This window comes from Vibrio sp. PID23_8, assembly GCF_003584965.1.
Taxonomy (GTDB): Bacteria; Pseudomonadota; Gammaproteobacteria; order Enterobacterales; family Vibrionaceae; genus Vibrio.
This window is the reverse complement of record NZ_LIXE01000006.1, coordinates 131,397-147,343: the sequence shown is the minus strand read 5'-3', so window position 1 is coordinate 147,343 and position 15,947 is coordinate 131,397. Positions and strand designations below refer to the sequence as shown.

Genomic DNA, 15,947 nt, shown 5'->3' with positions numbered 1-15,947 from the left:
TCAATTACTCCAATTTTTGATAGATGCATGTTAGTGAACACGTGTACGCTAAACAACTCCGATCAGTACTAGACAAACCAGTTTTTGATGCGCTCCACAATTCCTTCCGGATGTTCATGTCTTTCAAAGTTTTCAATACGTTCCGCAATCTTACTGATGATGCTGTCGTCTTCACCTCGGAATGGTTTGCTCATCAACAATGGGATAGCTTCATCAACCGTGGATACTGACCAAATATGGAACTCACCATTTTTGATGCTATCGATCACTTCTTTGTGCAGTGCAAGGTGCTTTAGGTTTGTTTTTGGCATAATGACGCCTTGCTCACCCGTAAAGCCTTGATGCTTACAAACTTGGTAAAAACCTTCAATCTTCTCATTCAATCCACCAACGGCTTGAACACGGCCAAATTGGTCAACGGCACCGGTTACGGCTATTTGCTGATTAACCGGGGTTTCCGATAATGCACTAACTAAACAACAAAGTTCGGCAAGAGAGGCACTGTCGCCATCGACTTCGCTGTACGACTGCTCAAAAACAATAGAGGCAGCATAGGGTAGCGGCGCATCAAGATCGAGTGCCGAGCTAACAAACGCCTGCATGATCATCATGCCCTTAGCGTGTAGATTGCCACCCAGCTCAGCTTTGCGCTCAACGTCAGACACGTCACCATCACCAAAGTGAATAACACAAGAAATTCGAGCAGGCTCACCATAAGAGACAGGGTGTCCAGCCATATCAATCACAGTTAAGCCATTGATTTGACCAATTTGTTCGCCTGTCGTTTCGATGATCACCTGACCATCACGGATATCATCCACAGCGCGCTGCGGTAGATAAGATTCGCGATAATATTTGTCATCTATCGCTTTATCGATAGCATCAAAATCAATGGCGTCATTTTGTGTATATTGACTTGCCAGCCCAAGAAGTTGGTTATGCCACAACACGCCAAGAGGCAGGTAATGTTGGTCTTCAGTAAAACGCATACCCGCCAACATCAACCTTTTGAACGCAGTATCATCCAACGGTGGTAGTTGATATTGATTACAAATCCAATGAACGAAACCAATATACTGTTCAAGGTTGTTCTCAGACAGGTGGATATCTTCTTCTACCTCGGTATACATGGTTAAACCGGCAGAAAAATCGTCGTCAACATATTCGATTTCCGCTAGTTGATTGCGGTCGCCGGTAATGATGAGTTTAATATCGTACTGTTTTGCTTCAACTTGTGAGCTAGGAAGGCGACTAGGGGTAATATTTAGTGGATGGAATGGCGCCCCCTGAATTGCAGACTTTATACTTGGCCAATGTGCGGCATTTGCTAAAATCAAATTGGCAGGCACAATCAAATAGCCGCCATCCGCTTGTGAAAGTAGACCAGACTCAATCGATACTTGCCCATCTTTGTTCACGCAAAAGCGGTCGAATAGTGCCTTAGCATCTAAAGACTCGGTGATAATAACTGGCCCAACAGATCCACTTTTGACGGTATCTCGAATAAAGCCTCTATACACAGAGTTGTCAGTACAGTTCACTAATAAAATGCGAGTTAAGCCTTTAATGTTGATAAAACGCGTTATCGTCGCAACCAATCGAGGTTGAAGATCACAGAATGTTTTCGTTGCGATTGATGACGTGGAGCTTAAGAGTGCTTCATACGGTTCAAAAGAGGGGGTGACGTCTTGCCAGTTAAGTTGGTTCATTAAAGTTCATCGTAATTCAATATTGACGCCATTATAGCGAAATGACGAATAACTCCCTAGTCCGAATTTACGTAATGAAAATGGGGCGAATATGACATAGGTTGAAATATCGACAAATCAGTGATCCATATCGATACTTTAATGACTTTTAATTGCTGAATCTGACCAGTTGGGTTACGCTGTCACCAGAAGAGATTTAAGGGTCGAAAGGATGAAATATCAGCAACTTGAAAATTTGGAATGTGGTTGGAAATGGAAATATCTGATCAAAAAGTGGAAAGATGGTGAAGCGATCACGCGACATATAGATACCAGTGAAGCAGATGCGGCAGTTAATGAACTACGTAAGTTAGAACATGAACCAACGCTCGTACTTACTTGGATCGACAACCACATGTCAGAAGCACTTGAGAATAAGCTTAAGCAAGCGATTCGTGCAAAACGAAAGCGTCATTTCAATGCTGAACAAGTTCACACTAAAAAGAAATCCATCGACTTAGATTACCGAGTGTGGGAGAAGCTGTCCAACAGAGCGAACGAGCTTGGTTGTACTTTGTCGGATGCTATCGAATATTTGTTATCTGAAGCATCAAGAAGTGAAAAAGCCAGCCAGAAGGTAACATCGATTAAGGAAGATTTGAGTAAGTTATTATCTAGCTAGGGAGTAACAAAATGCTATATGTAATATTGATTGCTGCAGTTGTTATCTTTTGGCTTATCGCGGTTGATAGGCCCGTTCTCAAAGTGTCTTTTGAAAACGGACGCATGTCTAAAGTGAAAGGCCATCTACCTCCATCTTTTAAACACAATTTGCAAGATATCGCCGAACACGATCCATTTAACGGTGAAATGAAGGTCTATAGTCAACGAACAGGAATGCGATTGGCATTTTCAAAGGACGTGCCTAAAAAGGTTCAGCAAAGAATACGCAATGTCTTTCCTCATCAAGGTTTTAAGACAAACAAAGATAAAAAACGCGCTTAGGTTACATATCCATTACGTAGCACTGTTAAACGGGACGCATAATTGCGTCCCGTTTCTATTTTATATCCGTTAAATCGGTAACCTTGAAATCAAGGTTGATAGTAATAGAGAAAACAAAACCAATGCGCTACGTTGTCACAATTTTAGTGTTTATCTTGTTGAGTGCGGTAAGCTACGCCGATGACGCTGAAACCAATCCATTGGCTAGAAAGATCAAAACAAAACTACAAAAGAGCGTCGATAAAAGGTTTGACGAATACCATGGTTATTGTGATGTCATGATTGAAATGGAACACAAAGGCAAGAAAGCCTGTATAACAAAAGTTAGAGGAAGTGGAGACAGCTCTGTGTGCAAATACGTAAAGTCCAAAATAAAAATAGGAAAGTGTTACCGCTATACCATTCCAGAAAAATACATTCGCTTGCACATTTCGTCGAAAGGATAAAGTGAAGCGACCCTAAGTGACTTTACAACTTAAGATTCAGAGAGCTGTCACTGCAAACGCGTGAATCTTGGCATTAACATCACATTTATTTTACTAAACAAGCAATTTCGTCTTACATTAAGACAGCGGTATTGGAGGATCTAGACCAAATACCAGTGGCACAGCGCAGTGACTACGGGGCAGCATTAGCGCAGGCTAGGGCATATGCAATTTATGATGGGCTAGCAAGAAGCGATATCATTTATAAAAGACACAAGCCATTCTGGTTTGCCAACGTGCAGATATCGGCTCAGGCGCTAAAAGCGATTCGAGCCACCACACCAGGAAAAATGACACTGGCATTTTGATTTTATTACAGTGTCACGTTGTTGACGTAAAGCATTCGGTATGGTTCTTGAGGCTTATGCGTATGGAAGCGAAATGAATTACAAGGAAAGAAATAGTGAATAAAAGATTATTAGCTATCTATGTAGCCTCCGCGATGGTGACTGCAACTGTCTTAAGACTTCCATTACAACATGATTCTTGGGTTGCGAATATACTGGTCAGCTTTTTAGTGTTTACTACTGCGATTTTTGCTTGGCTGTATCACAAGGAAAAATGTATAAAAACTGATGTACGAAACCGTGATGACGATGACAACGTTTAAAACCTGCAACAAGGTTTCATGCCCAGATGAATAACGATTTACACAGCGGACAGGGAGTCGATATCTGGGCATATCGATTGACCTCGACGGACTTCAAACATCATTTTTCCTTAGCATCAAATGAAGCCTAAAGAAAAGCCGAACCTTAGCTGTTGCGGTCGGGGATTTGGTCATTTTTCATAGATTGCACAAAACAATCGTCAGAGATAGTACAAGTCACTTGGGTTATAAACATTCACAAAATAAAAAATTATAGCTTGTTTATCATATACTTATAAAAGTCACAATCAAAGTGTTAGCCTTTATTAACAACCAACCCCTTAGTGCGCATTATATGTGTTATGTTAAATATGATGTACACGTATGCGTATTTATTACCTGGTTAGGCTCCTATCCCTCTCAGATTTAAAAATTAAGGGGGTTCTGTGTATACCATTAAACATAATCGCTATTTACCATAAAATACTTAATATAGATCTTAATAATCTATCGATTGTTAAGATCTATATTAATGCGCTACGCGGTTTCAAATAATGACTGAATTGCTTTGTAGATATCTTGTCTACGAACTGGTTTAGAAACGAAACCATCCATTCCTGCTTGCAAACATGTGTTCTTGTCGCTTTCTGATGCATGAGCTGTAAGCGCTACAATGGGAATTTCAATTCCTTTATTTCGGATTAATCTTGTTGCTGTTATACCATCCATCACCGGCATCGAAATATCCATTAAAATCATATCGATACTTTGACTGTTCTCATCTAAGAGCTCTATGGCCTTCGCTCCATGATTCGCAATGTAAACATGATGGCCTAGCTTATTAAGTATTAATTTGATGACGAGTTGGTTTGATTCGGTATCTTCAACAATGAGAATATTCTTTGTTTTTGATGGTCTATTTGTTTCGAATTTGACTGGGAACTTTTGGTTATTACGCGTTAATACCGGGATTCGAATTTTAAAATGTGACCCAACATTTTCCGTACTCTCTACACTGATCGTGCCACGCATCATTTCAACCAAATGTTTTGTAATGGCGAGCCCAAGCCCAGAACCACCAAATCGACGTGTGATTGAGTTGTCAGCTTGGTGAAATGCAAAAAAGACATGTTCTAACTTTGACTGTGAAATACCTATCCCTGTATCAGTAACTGAGATCAACAGTTCACCACCGGCTTGCGCTACTGATACACCGACATGTCCACGGTCCGTAAACTTAATTGCATTTCCAATTAAGTTAAATAAAACCTGAGACACTCGTGTTGAATCAATCCAATACTGAGTGTTGTTATCTAGATTACAACTTATCTTAAAATTCAGACCCTTACTTTTAGCCACTTGTTCTTGTTGTGAAATGACGGACGTGACAGTGTCACTAAGATTTGTCCATTGCTCGCTGAGTTGGAAACTGCCCGTTTCGATTTTGGATAAATCAAGAAGGTCACTTATGATTGCTAGTAACAGTTCTGCAGAGCACTCCATCTGATCTAACACTTTGGATTGGTCATTACGTAGCGTTGATTGCTTTAAGACATCTAACATGCCTAATACTGAATTTAGTGGCGTGCGTATTTCATGGCTCATCATGGCTAAGAATTCAGATTTAGAATGGTTAGCTTTCTCAGCTTCTTCTCGTGCTTTCGCTAACTCCGATGTTCTAATATCAACAATACGTTGTAACTTTTCTTTGGTTTCGATGTCGATAACCGCTCTTTCAATCAATGGGCTAAATCGTTGCAGGGTTTCTTTGTGTTCGAGGCTGAAATGCCCTTTTTGTCCCCCAATAAGCAGGATAATATTTTGAGTAACTTCTGAACAAATGCCCGCCAATATCACCGAATTTACATGATTTTGAATAAAGCGATTGAAATGACTCAACTCCATTAATTTCAATGGTTCAAACACCAAAATGCAGTCTCCATTGATCACCCTATTAAACGTATTACCCTGTAACCAACTTACGTCTTCAAAAACACTATTCGTCGAGATAAGCGTGACAAAATCTTGTCTACTTTCTTCACGCGTTATGACAACAAAATCATCGAAGTTAATATATTTTTTAAGGATCGTAATTAGGCCTGTGAATATCTCGTTTCGGTTTCGAGCTTCACTCATCGCAGAGATGGCTGATAGGATCGCTCGGTTTTCATCTGCGAGCTGTTTTTCTCGTTGCCTTGTGTGCTTGAGTTCGGCTAATGCCTCTTGCAACGCTTCTTGTTGAAATATTTCTGAGTGTTTATTTTTCATAAGGTTTGTGGAAAATAGCTGATGAAATCATCAAGTTTCCATGTCCATGTTCACCACCTATGAATCGCCCCTGCTCACCAAAGGTGAATGGACATATAAATGGTAGATTGTCGAGTTCTTGGTTAATTTGATCACAAACAGCATTTATGTCTTGTTTTAAGTGCAACATAGATCCAGCACAAAAGATATTAATCACGCCTATTTTTTGCGAATCTTCCAACTTTTGATTAAATGCGCTGCTAACCACCCTCGCCGCTCTGGCAATCAGTTGCTCACGGCTTCCTTGCATCAGGGTGAGCGCCTCTCCCTCATTGACAGCGGAAAATAGTTCAATTCCACCATCATCGGTTTCTCTTACTGGATGGGAGAGTTTGTAGTATGGTCGACCATATAAATTCCCCGCGACACGTCCTAATGGATACGCACTGGTGTTAGTAAAGAGGAAGCTATCTCTTGCTAAATGCTGTTCGTGATATTTGGTCCATTTACGATAGACCCCAAGCGCGGGTTGGTGATCAATTTCTAGTATACAGCGACCTTGTGTTTTAGTCGCGATACCGCCCAACTCTGTCGGTGAATGACCAGCGCTAAAAGCAATCGCAGCCGGTTGAGATGAGTAAAATAACGTTAAGCTGACCCCGCTTTGTTCATAGGTTTGAGTGGTCATAATTGACCAGTTTCCCTCAATATGATTATCGGCAGCAGAGCCCCCTATGATGGGGATTAAAGTGCCAAATCGGTTATCTATGTACTCGATGATCTCTTCTTCTTTGCCAGGAGTCGAGTGCAACAGAATCAGATTAGGGACTTCGCCGGGACATTCCGCATGGTGTAACGCCATGTTCAATGCCTAATTTACACTTGCTTTTATACTCGTGTTATAAGTCGCGATTCCAGTACCGTAGGCGTACTGTCCCGAGTCAAAAATCGCTAAAGCCGCGATCACTGGCCCCTTATGATACCCACTATTGGTCATGATTGCCTGGCACGAACTGGCGCCGTGAAAAGAGATATCGGGAAAGTACTTTAGAATTGCCTCATGAATAGCTGTAAAGTCATACTCCTCAGTATAGTAGCAGATGAGATGACATAAATTGGCCGCATTAAGCTCTGAGTGAATTTTTGCTATCGCTAAATGTTCGTCTGTTATATAGGTAAATGTGGTTTGGCAGTGCATACGCGTTTATTATTTTTTCTACTTTACTGTTATACCACTGTTATAATTTACTGCTACCTAAGAACGTATTAATTGTGCATAAAATCCACAATTAATACGGGGCAGATCTGATTTATAATTGTACTTCGATGATATTTTTGCTTGATTTGAAATGAATCACTCTTTCTTTCGAAATATCACTCCAGGCAACATTGTGATGGTTATCATCAATAACAATAAACTCACCGGATTGATTTAGATCAACTTTCACACTGTCACTTTCTGAGCTTTCGATCGAAAATCCGTCAGTAGCTTTGTTTATTATGATTTTTTCAGGTCCAATTGTTACATCACATCGCTGTTTTTGTGAACAATCCACAATGCTGCTTGCTTCATAAGTAAAGGTGCGCCAGAAAAAGGCACCAACTAAAAGACTGAGCATGATTAAGATTTGTGCAAGTCGCGCCTTTGTTAACTTTTGTGCAGGCATAATTCCTAATATCCTTGTTACAAACTTCAAACTTTTTAAATAAAACTTGAATTCCAGAGGCTTAGTAAGGTTACTACTCTGTCATTGAATTGTTAATTCAAGTATAGTGCCTGGCTGAAAATGCCACTTTTTATTAAAGTCAGCAATAGAAAAAAGTTATCATAACACTTTAATTCTTGAGTTTACTTGGGTGGTGTTACGACGAAAGTCGTGTTGGAAGTGAAGTGTAGTTAATTAGAAATTGGAAGCATGCAAATGAGCCAAGTAAAGCAGCTTGAACAAAACTACAACTATACAGTCGTTCGCCAATTTACCCTCGTGACCATTTTATGGGGCATAGTTGGTATGGCTGTTGGTGTTTTGATTGCCGCTCAATTAGTTTGGCCACAGCTAAACTTTGATACGCCGTGGTTGACGTACAGTCGTTTACGTCCGCTGCATACTAATGCGGTAATTTTTGCGTTTGGTACAAGTGCTCTGTTCGCAACATCTTATTATGTTGTTCAGCGTACCTGTCAAACGCGTCTTTTTGGTGGCCCACTCGTTGCCTTCACCTTTTGGGGTTGGCAAGCAATCATCCTTGCTGCAGCAATCACCTTACCTTTAGGTATTACCTCTGGTAAGGAATATGCTGAGTTGGAATGGCCAATTGATATCGCTATTGCGATTGTATGGGTATCTTACGCGGTGGTGTTCTTTGGAACACTCGTTAAGCGTAATACTTCTCACATTTATGTGGCTAACTGGTTCTTCGGTGCCTTTATCATTACAGTAGCAATACTTCATATCGTGAACAGTATGGCAATTCCTGTCTCTCTCGGTAAATCATACTCGATTTATGCCGGTGCAGTGGATGCTATGGTTCAATGGTGGTATGGGCACAATGCGGTAGGTTTCCTACTGACCGCTGGTTTCCTAGGTATGATGTATTACTTTGTCCCTAAACAAGCTGAACGCCCTGTTTATTCTTACCGTTTATCTATCGTTCACTTCTGGGCACTGGTTTCTCTGTACATTTGGGCTGGTCCTCACCACCTACACTATACCGCGTTACCTGACTGGACTCAGTCTCTAGGCATGGTGATGTCTTTGGTTCTATTCGCTCCGTCCTGGGGTGGTATGATCAACGGTATTATGACGCTGTCTGGCGCATGGCATAAGCTTCGCTACGACCCTATTCTACGTTTCCTAATTGTTTCGTTGTCTTTCTACGGTATGTCTACGTTTGAAGGGCCAATGATGTCAATCAAGACGGTAAATGCCCTTTCTCACTATACGGATTGGACCATTGGTCACGTTCACTCTGGTGCGTTAGGTTGGGTTGCTATGGTTTCTATTGGTTCTGTGTATCACCTAGTTCCTCGTCTATTTGGCCAAGAGCGCATGTACTCTGTTAGTTTGATCAATGTGCATTTCTGGTTAGCAACGATCGGTACGGTTCTCTACATTGTTGCGATGTGGATTTCCGGTGTGATGCAAGGCCTAATGTGGCGAGCTGTGAACTCTGACGGGACATTGACTTACAGCTTTGTCGAGTCAGTAGAAGCGTCTTACCCATTCTATTTCGTACGTTTCCTAGGCGGTTTCATCTTCTTGTTAGGTATGTTCCTGATGGCATACAACACGTACAAGACGGTAACTGCGACTAAAGAAAGCTTAAAAGCTATCCCTCAACCGGCATAAGGAGATTAAAGAATGAGTAATAATTCGAATAATCGCCACGAAATCTTTGAACGCAATGTCGGCTTGCTGGCTATTTTCATCGTTTTTGCCATCAGTTGGGGTGCGCTTGTTGAAATCACACCTCTGATTTTTCAAAAGCAAACGACTGAGCCCGTTGAAAACCTACGTGCTTATACCGCTCTGGAAATGGAAGGTCGTGATGTTTACATCCGTGAAGGGTGTAGCGTTTGTCACAGTCAGATGATCCGTCCATTCCGTTCCGAAACTGAACGTTATGGCCACTATTCTGTCGCTGGTGAAAGCGTATGGGAGCACCCATTCCTATGGGGTTCTAAGCGTACTGGTCCGGATTTGGCTCGCGTTGGTGGACGTTACTCTGACGAGTGGCATCGCGTTCACTTAATTGACCCACGCGAACTCGTGCCAGAGTCAAACATGCCAGGTTTTCCATGGCTAGAAGAGAATGGACTAGACGGTAAGCTGACGCAGAAGAAACTAGAAGTGTTCCGCAACCAGTTCGGTGTTCCATACACAGATGAACAAATTGCGAATGCGGCTAAAGAAGTCGAAGGTAAAACAGAGATGGATGCAATCATCGCTTACCTTCAGTCTCTTGGTCATGCAATGTAGTAAGGAGGTCATATGGATTTCGGTACAATTCATAGTATTTATACCGTTGTGCTCTTCGCTAGTTTTATGGGCATCGTATGGTGGGCATTCAGTAAGAAACGCAAAGCGCGCTTCGAAGAAGATGCTAACTTGGTGTTTGCTGACGAAGAACAAACGACCTCAAATAACCAAGGAGTGAAGAAGTAATGACTACATTCTGGAGTCTCTGGATTATCGTGATTACTGTCGGTACGCTAGTAGGCTGTGCGATCCTCTTGACTTGGTGCGCTAAAGATAAAATGGGCGTCGAGGAAGGGGAAGACATGGGCCACGAGTACGATGGTATTCGCGAGCTTAATAATCCACTGCCTAAGTGGTGGACTTACCTATTTGTGAGCACTTTCGTGTTTGCAGCTATCTATCTGACCCTATTCCCAGGACTAGGCAACTTTAAAGGTGTCCTAAACTGGCAAAGTTCAGATCAAACTGTTCGTACGTTGGAAGAGTCAAAAGAAGCCATCGCGCGCGCGCAAGAAAACAAACAACTAAACCAGTATGCGAAAGAGCTGGATGATGCTGATGCATATTTTGGCGAAGCATTCCGCAAACTTGCACATAATACTGACGGTCTGCGCCCTATTCCTGAAATTGCGCAAGATCCAGAAGCAATCAAAGTTGGTCAGCGTTTGTTCTTACAGAACTGTTCTCAGTGTCACGGTTCTGATGCTCGTGGTCAAAAAGGTTTCCCTAATTTAACCGATGATGCATGGCTATATGGTGGTGAACCTGCAGCGATTGTTACTACGGTAATGGAAGGTCGAATCGGTCAAATGCCGGGTTGGAAAGATGCACTTGGCGAACAAGGTGTTCAAGAAGTCGTAAGCTACACGCTTAGTCTTTCTGGCCGTAAAGTTAACGCACGTGAAGCTGCTGCCGGCAAAGCCCGCTTCGTCGTATGTGCGGCGTGTCACGGTACTGACGGTAAGGGTAACCCTGCTGTTGGTGCGCCGGATCTGACTGACCAATATTGGTTATTCGGCGACTCTCGCGCAGACGTTACTGAAACGGTAATGAACGGTCGTTCCGGTGTAATGCCAGCTTGGAAGGACATTCTAGGTGAAGACAAGGTTCAGCTGGTTTCGGCTTACGTCTGGAGCCTAAGCAACTCTGATAATAAGTAACATTTCAATAACGGCCCCTTTTATAGGGGCTGTCTTTCCTTTAAATTTAAAGCCTTACAATTTTTCATTTAGCTGTTGAGAACATTTTTATGGTAAAGCCTTGGTATAAACAATTCTGGCCGTGGTTCCTGATCATCCTTCCTCTTACTGTCATTGTATGGACAATCGTCACCGTTGTCGTTTTCGCTAGCAACTCGGTATCGTTGGTCGCTGAGGATTACTATAAAAAAGGTAAAGGCATCAATATCGACATCAGTAAAATGAACGTCGCTCGTGATCTTGGTCTCAACGCGACGGTTTCTTCTGGTGATGACACCATTGTTATTAGCTTGGTTAAAGGCAAGTTGCCTCACTTCCCCGCATTGATGGCGACATTTACACACCGCACTCTGCCAGATCGTGATTTCACCAAGCTATTGACGGCAGATGCAAAAGGCAATTATCGTCTAGCTGCGGATGAGTCGATCCAAGGCCCTTGGTTCGTCGAGCTTCAACCCCACAACAAGGAATGGATGATTCAAGGTCGAGTCGAGTTCCCAGCATCACCAACGCCATTAATGAAGTAAGTCTATGTGTAAATCCTGTTATCACTGTGGTGACGATGTACCAGCCAACACGGATTTCAAAGTAGAGATATTAGATGAAATTCGCGATATGTGCTGCCCAGGTTGTGAAACTGTGGCACAAACCATTATCGACAGTGGCCTTGTCTCCTACTACCAATACCGAACGGCTCCAGCTGAAAAGGCTGATTTAGTGCCTGAGCAACTTCAAGCTTTGGTTCACTATGACAACGAAGAGGTCCAATCAGAGTTCGTGCGTAACCATGAAAATATCTCTGAGGTCACCCTTTCTTTAGACGGTGTTTCCTGTGCCGCTTGTGCTTGGTTAATTGAGAAACAAGTCTCAAATGCAAAAGGCTTAGTATCTATTCGTGTCAACACGACCACTAACCGTGCACTTCTTGCATGGGACAAAACACAAGTTCGCTTAAGTGAGTTGCTTTCAGTTATTCATAAGTTGGGTTATAAAGCGGCTCCGTTTGAAGCAGATAAACAAGAAGCTTCTTATCATCGCACGATGAAACAATACCTTTATCGCTTGGGTATCGCAGGCCTGGCGACGATGCAGGTAATGATGTTGGCTGTCGCTCTGTATCTCGAGGTCTTTGGTGACCTAGAGCCTGAATTCAAAAACTATTTCCGTTGGGTAAGTTTGATCTTTGCCACTCCTGTGCTCCTTTATTCCGCACTGCCATTCTATCTTAATGCTTGGCGAAGCATTCGAGGTCGAACGTTGGGCATGGACGTACCGGTCTCTATAGCATTGATCTTCGCCTACGTGGCAAGTTTAGTTGCGACCGCAACAGAACAAGGAGAGGTATTCTTTGAGTCCATTTCGATGTTTACCTTCTTTTTGTTGGTTGGCCGCTTTCTGGAGATGCGCGCTCGAAGAAAAGCCGCTGCGGCAAGTGGAAATCTGTTGAAACTCATTCCAGCAATTGCAACCACTCTCGAAGGCGAGCAAATTCCAGTTAAGACTCTAAAGGTCGGCGACCGCATTCGTGTCCTTCCTGGTGAGCATATTCCTGCAGACGGAAAAGTCATTTCTGGGCGGATCCACATTGATGAATCTATGCTTACAGGTGAATCTGTTCATGTCGTAAAAAAAGCTGGCGATGCTGTCTATGCCGGCACACTAAATGGCGAAGAATCTTTTGAGCTTGAAGTCACCAACTCAAAAGCGGATTCGATGATTTCTAATATCGTACGCCTGCAAGACGAAGCACAACACTCCAAGCCTAAGATCGCCGAGATTGCGGATATAGTAGCGCGTTACTTTGTTGGTGTGATTCTGATTATCTCTGCAGGAACGTGGTTCTACTGGCATCAAACCAAGCCAGATGATGCATTCTGGATCATGCTTTCTGTTTTGGTTGCAACTTGTCCATGTGCGCTATCGTTGGCAACACCAACGGCTCTAACCTGTGCCACTTCTCGCATGGGGAAGTTTGGTATCCTACTGCGTAAAGGACATGTATTCGAAACGCTTTGTAAGATCAATCACCTTGTGGTGGATAAAACTGGCACTTTGACCAAAGGGGACATCGAAATCAGCGAGACCAAAACGTTTGGCGTGCTCACCGATAGAGATAGTCTTGCGATTGCAGCAGCGCTTGAAGCCCACGCTAACCACCCTATTGCTCGCGCCTTTTCTAGCTTTGTAAAACAGGATGTGGCTGTAACTGACGTTCAAAATATCATCGGCTCAGGCATTCAAGGCGCATGGGGAAATAAAACCGTAAAGATTGGTAGTGCCGCATTTGTGCTCGGTGAAGCCAGAGATGAAAGTAATGCCGTTTACTTATCGGTAAATGATAGCCATGTGTCTACATTCTATTATCGTGACCCAATCCGTAAAGAAAGCCGAGCGTTTATCCAACGTTTCGCGGATGCGGGTATTAAAACCACATTGCTGACTGGTGATTCACGGCAAAATGCACAACCGGTTGCGAACGAAGTCGGTATTGATCATGTAATCGCCTCTGCAAAACCGGAAGACAAACTCGCATACCTTAAGAGTCTAGCTCAAAACGACATCACGATGATGGTCGGGGACGGTATTAACGATGCGCCTACATTGGCGGGTGCCCACCTTTCAGTTGCAATGGGTAGTGGAACCGATGTAGCGAAAGCTTCTGCTGATATGACGCTTCTTGGCGACAATTTGGAAAAGTTATTGGAAGCCAGATTGCTTGCGATACGTACAAGAAAGATAATTCGAGAAAACTTAGCTTGGTCTTTGGGTTACAACCTGTTAATTTTGCCGCTGGCAGTCGCAGGTCTCGTCGCACCGTATGTTGCTGTAGTTGGCATGTCTGCGAGCTCTATAGTTGTAGTTTCGAACTCTTTGAGACTGCTTAAAGAAAAGTAAGAGAGCTAACATGGAAAGTCTTTACATATTAATCCCTATCGCCATTGTATTGGTTTGTGTAGCTGCCGCCGTATTTCTTTGGGCCGTTCGTAGCGATCAGTTCGAAGACCTTGAGCGGCAAGGTCACAACATCCTATTGGGTGAAGAAGAAAAAACACATAACAAAAAATCCTAGCCTTATTATATGAGTCCAGACTTTATTGGAGCTTTTATGATCGGTCTCGTTGGGGCCGGTCATTGTATGGGGATGTGCGGTGGTATCGCATCGCTTCTCTCCATGAGCACACCAAACCACACGCCATCCTCATTAATTCCGCTCTTTTATAATGTGGGGCGCCTCTTGAGTTATGCCGTTATTGGTACGCTCGTGGGTGGCATGGTTTCCGGTCTTTCTGAGCTTAGTGGGTTGACTCAGCCTTTAGCTTGGCTTCGTTTTATCGCTGCGATGTTTATGATTTTGGTCGCTCTGTATATTGCTAAATGGTGGCAAGGCCTACTGTTAATAGAAAAAGTTGGTCAATATATTTGGAAGTACATCTCTCCCGTAGGCAAGAAATTATTGCCATTAAAGCGCCCTATTCATGCACTATCATTTGGCTTTATTTGGGGGTGGTTACCTTGTGGTTTAGTGTATTCTGCGTTGACTTGGTCAGCGGTGTCCGGTGGTGCAATGAATGGCGGTTTAATTATGTTAGCCTTTGGCCTGGGCACACTCCCATCAATGCTAACCGTTGGTTATGGCGCAACTCAATTCAAAAAGCTTCAAAAGTCTGTAATATTTAGAAATATTTCAGCCTTAATCTTAATCACTTATGGTCTATATACCGCATTCGGTGCGATGGTAATGCTTGGTTTCAGCTAATCTTGAAGTCATTCTCATCAATATTTTTGCTACCCTTTATGCTTAAGCAGTGATAAAATATTGATGTATATCAAATAGTGAAAGGTTGTTATGATTTCTGAAAAGCCTGCAACAAAGCGCATCCAATCAGGCGGTTGCGCGATTCATTGCCAAGATTGTAGCATTAGCCAGTTGTGTATTCCGTTCACACTGAATGAGTCTGAACTTGATCAGTTGGATCAAATCATCGAGCGAAAAAAGCCTATCCAAAAAGGGCAAGAACTTTTCAAAGCGGGTGATGAGCTTAAATCGCTGTACGCGATTCGCTCCGGAACGATTAAGAGCTACACGATTACTGAGCAAGGCGATGAACAGATCACAGCATTTCACTTAGCGGGAGATCTAGTCGGTTTTGATGCAATTACCGGTGATTGTCACCCTAGTTTTGCTCAAGCACTAGAAACTTCTATGGTGTGTGAGATCCCATACGAGATCCTTGATGACTTATCAGGAAAGATGCCTAAGCTTCGTCAACAAATCATGCGTCTGATGAGCAATGAGATTAAAGGAGATCAAGAAATGATTCTGCTCCTTTCCAAAAAGAATGCGGAAGAACGTTTGGCGGCTTTCTTGTACAACCTATCAACGCGTTTCTCGCAACGTGGCTTTAGTCCTAGAGAGTTTCGTTTGACCATGACACGTGGTGACATTGGTAACTATCTTGGTCTAACCGTTGAAACCATTAGCCGACTACTTGGGCGCTTCCAGAAATCTGAAATTCTGAGCGTGAAGGGTAAGTACATCACCATATTAGATCATGATGCATTGATGGAACTTGCTGGTGTAAGTAAAAATTAAATTTTCCTATCAATTGATGTAGCTCGTAAATGAGCTACATCATATTTCTTCCAAAATCCCTTAAAAATTCCTCTATATATCACTTAAACTGAGCTACATTAAAAATGTACCTTGTGTACTCCAATATACTGATTTATCTTATTTTCAGTAATTGGTTCTA

General features: G+C 42.7%; 17 protein-coding genes and 1 pseudogene. 14 read left to right on the top strand and 4 right to left on the bottom strand.

Annotated elements, in window-relative coordinates; translation table 11 throughout:
- Positions 1-68: 68 nt before the first annotated feature.
- Positions 69-1,709, bottom strand: a complete 1,641-nt coding sequence (locus AK966_RS12480) for a Lon protease family protein (protein ID WP_119464255.1) — start codon at positions 1,707-1,709, stop codon at positions 69-71.
- A gap of 211 nt (positions 1,710-1,920) precedes the next feature.
- Between AK966_RS12480 and matP the strand changes: the two genes are divergently transcribed.
- The 5 genes from matP (at position 1,921) to AK966_RS12455 (ending at position 3,788) form a co-directional block, all read left to right on the top strand.
- Positions 1,921-2,370: a macrodomain Ter protein MatP gene (gene matP / locus AK966_RS12475; protein ID WP_099077963.1), complete on the top strand. Its 450-nt coding sequence runs from the start codon at positions 1,921-1,923 to the stop codon at positions 2,368-2,370.
- 11 nt (positions 2,371-2,381) lie between these two features.
- Positions 2,382-2,693: a DUF3634 family protein gene (locus AK966_RS12470; protein ID WP_099077964.1), complete on the top strand. Its 312-nt coding sequence runs from the start codon at positions 2,382-2,384 to the stop codon at positions 2,691-2,693.
- Positions 2,694-2,815: 122 nt separating this feature from the next.
- Complete coding sequence (locus tag AK966_RS12465) at positions 2,816-3,139, top strand: hypothetical protein (protein WP_119464254.1); 324 nt, start codon at positions 2,816-2,818, stop codon at positions 3,137-3,139.
- Positions 3,140-3,270: 131 nt separating this feature from the next.
- Complete coding sequence (locus tag AK966_RS12460; protein ID WP_119464253.1) at positions 3,271-3,486, top strand: hypothetical protein; 216 nt, start codon at positions 3,271-3,273, stop codon at positions 3,484-3,486.
- A gap of 95 nt (positions 3,487-3,581) precedes the next feature.
- Entirely contained in the window at positions 3,582-3,788 is a 207-nt protein-coding gene (locus AK966_RS12455; protein WP_099077967.1) for a hypothetical protein, read from the top strand.
- A gap of 516 nt (positions 3,789-4,304) precedes the next feature.
- On the opposite strand, the gene AK966_RS12450 is transcribed toward AK966_RS12455, so the two are convergent.
- The 3 genes and pseudogenes from AK966_RS12450 to AK966_RS12440 all read right to left on the bottom strand — a co-directional run bounded on the left by AK966_RS12450 (position 4,305) and on the right by AK966_RS12440 (position 7,681).
- Entirely contained in the window at positions 4,305-6,035 is a 1,731-nt protein-coding gene (locus tag AK966_RS12450) for a response regulator (RefSeq protein WP_119464252.1), read from the bottom strand.
- A pseudogene (locus AK966_RS12445) lies at positions 6,025-7,212 on the bottom strand (FIST signal transduction protein). Before AK966_RS12445 ends, AK966_RS12450 begins: the two are co-directional and overlap by 11 nt.
- Positions 7,213-7,324: 112 nt before the next feature.
- On the bottom strand, positions 7,325-7,681 hold the full coding sequence (locus tag AK966_RS12440) for a hypothetical protein (RefSeq protein ID WP_099077970.1): 357 nt from the start codon (positions 7,679-7,681) through the stop codon (positions 7,325-7,327).
- A 255-nt stretch (positions 7,682-7,936) separates the two neighbouring features.
- Here AK966_RS12440 and ccoN point away from each other — a divergent pair, with 255 nt between their 5' ends.
- The 9 genes from ccoN to AK966_RS12395 all read left to right on the top strand — a co-directional run bounded on the left by ccoN (position 7,937) and on the right by AK966_RS12395 (position 15,787).
- Positions 7,937-9,364: a cytochrome-c oxidase, cbb3-type subunit I gene (gene ccoN / locus AK966_RS12435; RefSeq protein ID WP_172438038.1), complete on the top strand. Its 1,428-nt coding sequence runs from the start codon at positions 7,937-7,939 to the stop codon at positions 9,362-9,364.
- Between the two features lie 12 nt (positions 9,365-9,376).
- Complete coding sequence (ccoO, locus tag AK966_RS12430; protein WP_099077972.1) at positions 9,377-9,994, top strand: cytochrome-c oxidase, cbb3-type subunit II; 618 nt, start codon at positions 9,377-9,379, stop codon at positions 9,992-9,994.
- 12 nt (positions 9,995-10,006) lie between these two features.
- Positions 10,007-10,180 (top strand): CcoQ/FixQ family Cbb3-type cytochrome c oxidase assembly chaperone, encoded by a 174-nt coding sequence (locus AK966_RS12425; RefSeq protein ID WP_099077973.1) that lies wholly within the window; start codon positions 10,007-10,009, stop codon positions 10,178-10,180.
- Positions 10,180-11,154, top strand: a complete 975-nt coding sequence (gene ccoP / locus AK966_RS12420; RefSeq protein WP_099077974.1) for a cytochrome-c oxidase, cbb3-type subunit III — start codon at positions 10,180-10,182, stop codon at positions 11,152-11,154. Before AK966_RS12425 ends, ccoP begins: the two co-directional genes overlap by 1 nt.
- 89 nt (positions 11,155-11,243) lie before the next feature.
- Complete coding sequence (locus AK966_RS12415; protein WP_099077975.1) at positions 11,244-11,720, top strand: FixH family protein; 477 nt, start codon at positions 11,244-11,246, stop codon at positions 11,718-11,720.
- Between the two features lie 4 nt (positions 11,721-11,724).
- Positions 11,725-14,088, top strand: a complete 2,364-nt coding sequence (locus tag AK966_RS12410; protein ID WP_119464251.1) for a heavy metal translocating P-type ATPase metal-binding domain-containing protein — start codon at positions 11,725-11,727, stop codon at positions 14,086-14,088.
- 10 nt (positions 14,089-14,098) lie between these two features.
- A complete protein-coding gene (gene ccoS, locus AK966_RS12405) occupies positions 14,099-14,263 on the top strand; it encodes a cbb3-type cytochrome oxidase assembly protein CcoS (protein ID WP_099077977.1) in 165 nt (54 codons plus the stop codon).
- Positions 14,264-14,272: 9 nt separating this feature from the next.
- Positions 14,273-14,950, top strand: coding sequence for a sulfite exporter TauE/SafE family protein (locus AK966_RS12400; RefSeq protein WP_119464250.1), 678 nt, complete (start codon positions 14,273-14,275; stop codon positions 14,948-14,950).
- Positions 14,951-15,040: 90 nt separating this feature from the next.
- Positions 15,041-15,787 (top strand): FNR family transcription factor, encoded by a 747-nt coding sequence (locus AK966_RS12395; RefSeq protein ID WP_099077979.1) that lies wholly within the window; start codon positions 15,041-15,043, stop codon positions 15,785-15,787.
- The last annotated feature ends 160 nt before the right edge of the window (positions 15,788-15,947 follow it).

What these genes read in the sequence shown, in the direction of transcription:
- AK966_RS12480 (WP_119464255.1), bottom strand. Translation starts at nt 1,709, where the DNA reads ATGAACCAACTTAACTGGCAAGACGTCACCCCCTCTTTTGAACCGTAT.
- matP (WP_099077963.1), top strand. Translation starts at nt 1,921, where the DNA reads ATGAAATATCAGCAACTTGAAAATTTGGAATGTGGTTGGAAATGGAAA.
- AK966_RS12470 (WP_099077964.1), top strand. Translation starts at nt 2,382, where the DNA reads ATGCTATATGTAATATTGATTGCTGCAGTTGTTATCTTTTGGCTTATC.
- AK966_RS12465 (WP_119464254.1), top strand. Translation starts at nt 2,816, where the DNA reads ATGCGCTACGTTGTCACAATTTTAGTGTTTATCTTGTTGAGTGCGGTA.
- AK966_RS12450 (WP_119464252.1), bottom strand. Translation starts at nt 6,035, where the DNA reads ATGAAAAATAAACACTCAGAAATATTTCAACAAGAAGCGTTGCAAGAG.
- AK966_RS12440 (WP_099077970.1), bottom strand. Translation starts at nt 7,681, where the DNA reads ATGCCTGCACAAAAGTTAACAAAGGCGCGACTTGCACAAATCTTAATC.
- ccoN (WP_172438038.1), top strand. Translation starts at nt 7,937, where the DNA reads ATGAGCCAAGTAAAGCAGCTTGAACAAAACTACAACTATACAGTCGTT.
- ccoO (WP_099077972.1), top strand. Translation starts at nt 9,377, where the DNA reads ATGAGTAATAATTCGAATAATCGCCACGAAATCTTTGAACGCAATGTC.
- AK966_RS12425 (WP_099077973.1), top strand. Translation starts at nt 10,007, where the DNA reads ATGGATTTCGGTACAATTCATAGTATTTATACCGTTGTGCTCTTCGCT.
- ccoP (WP_099077974.1), top strand. Translation starts at nt 10,180, where the DNA reads ATGACTACATTCTGGAGTCTCTGGATTATCGTGATTACTGTCGGTACG.
- AK966_RS12415 (WP_099077975.1), top strand. Translation starts at nt 11,244, where the DNA reads ATGGTAAAGCCTTGGTATAAACAATTCTGGCCGTGGTTCCTGATCATC.
- AK966_RS12410 (WP_119464251.1), top strand. Translation starts at nt 11,725, where the DNA reads ATGTGTAAATCCTGTTATCACTGTGGTGACGATGTACCAGCCAACACG.
- ccoS (WP_099077977.1), top strand. Translation starts at nt 14,099, where the DNA reads ATGGAAAGTCTTTACATATTAATCCCTATCGCCATTGTATTGGTTTGT.
- AK966_RS12400 (WP_119464250.1), top strand. Translation starts at nt 14,273, where the DNA reads ATGAGTCCAGACTTTATTGGAGCTTTTATGATCGGTCTCGTTGGGGCC.
- AK966_RS12395 (WP_099077979.1), top strand. Translation starts at nt 15,041, where the DNA reads ATGATTTCTGAAAAGCCTGCAACAAAGCGCATCCAATCAGGCGGTTGC.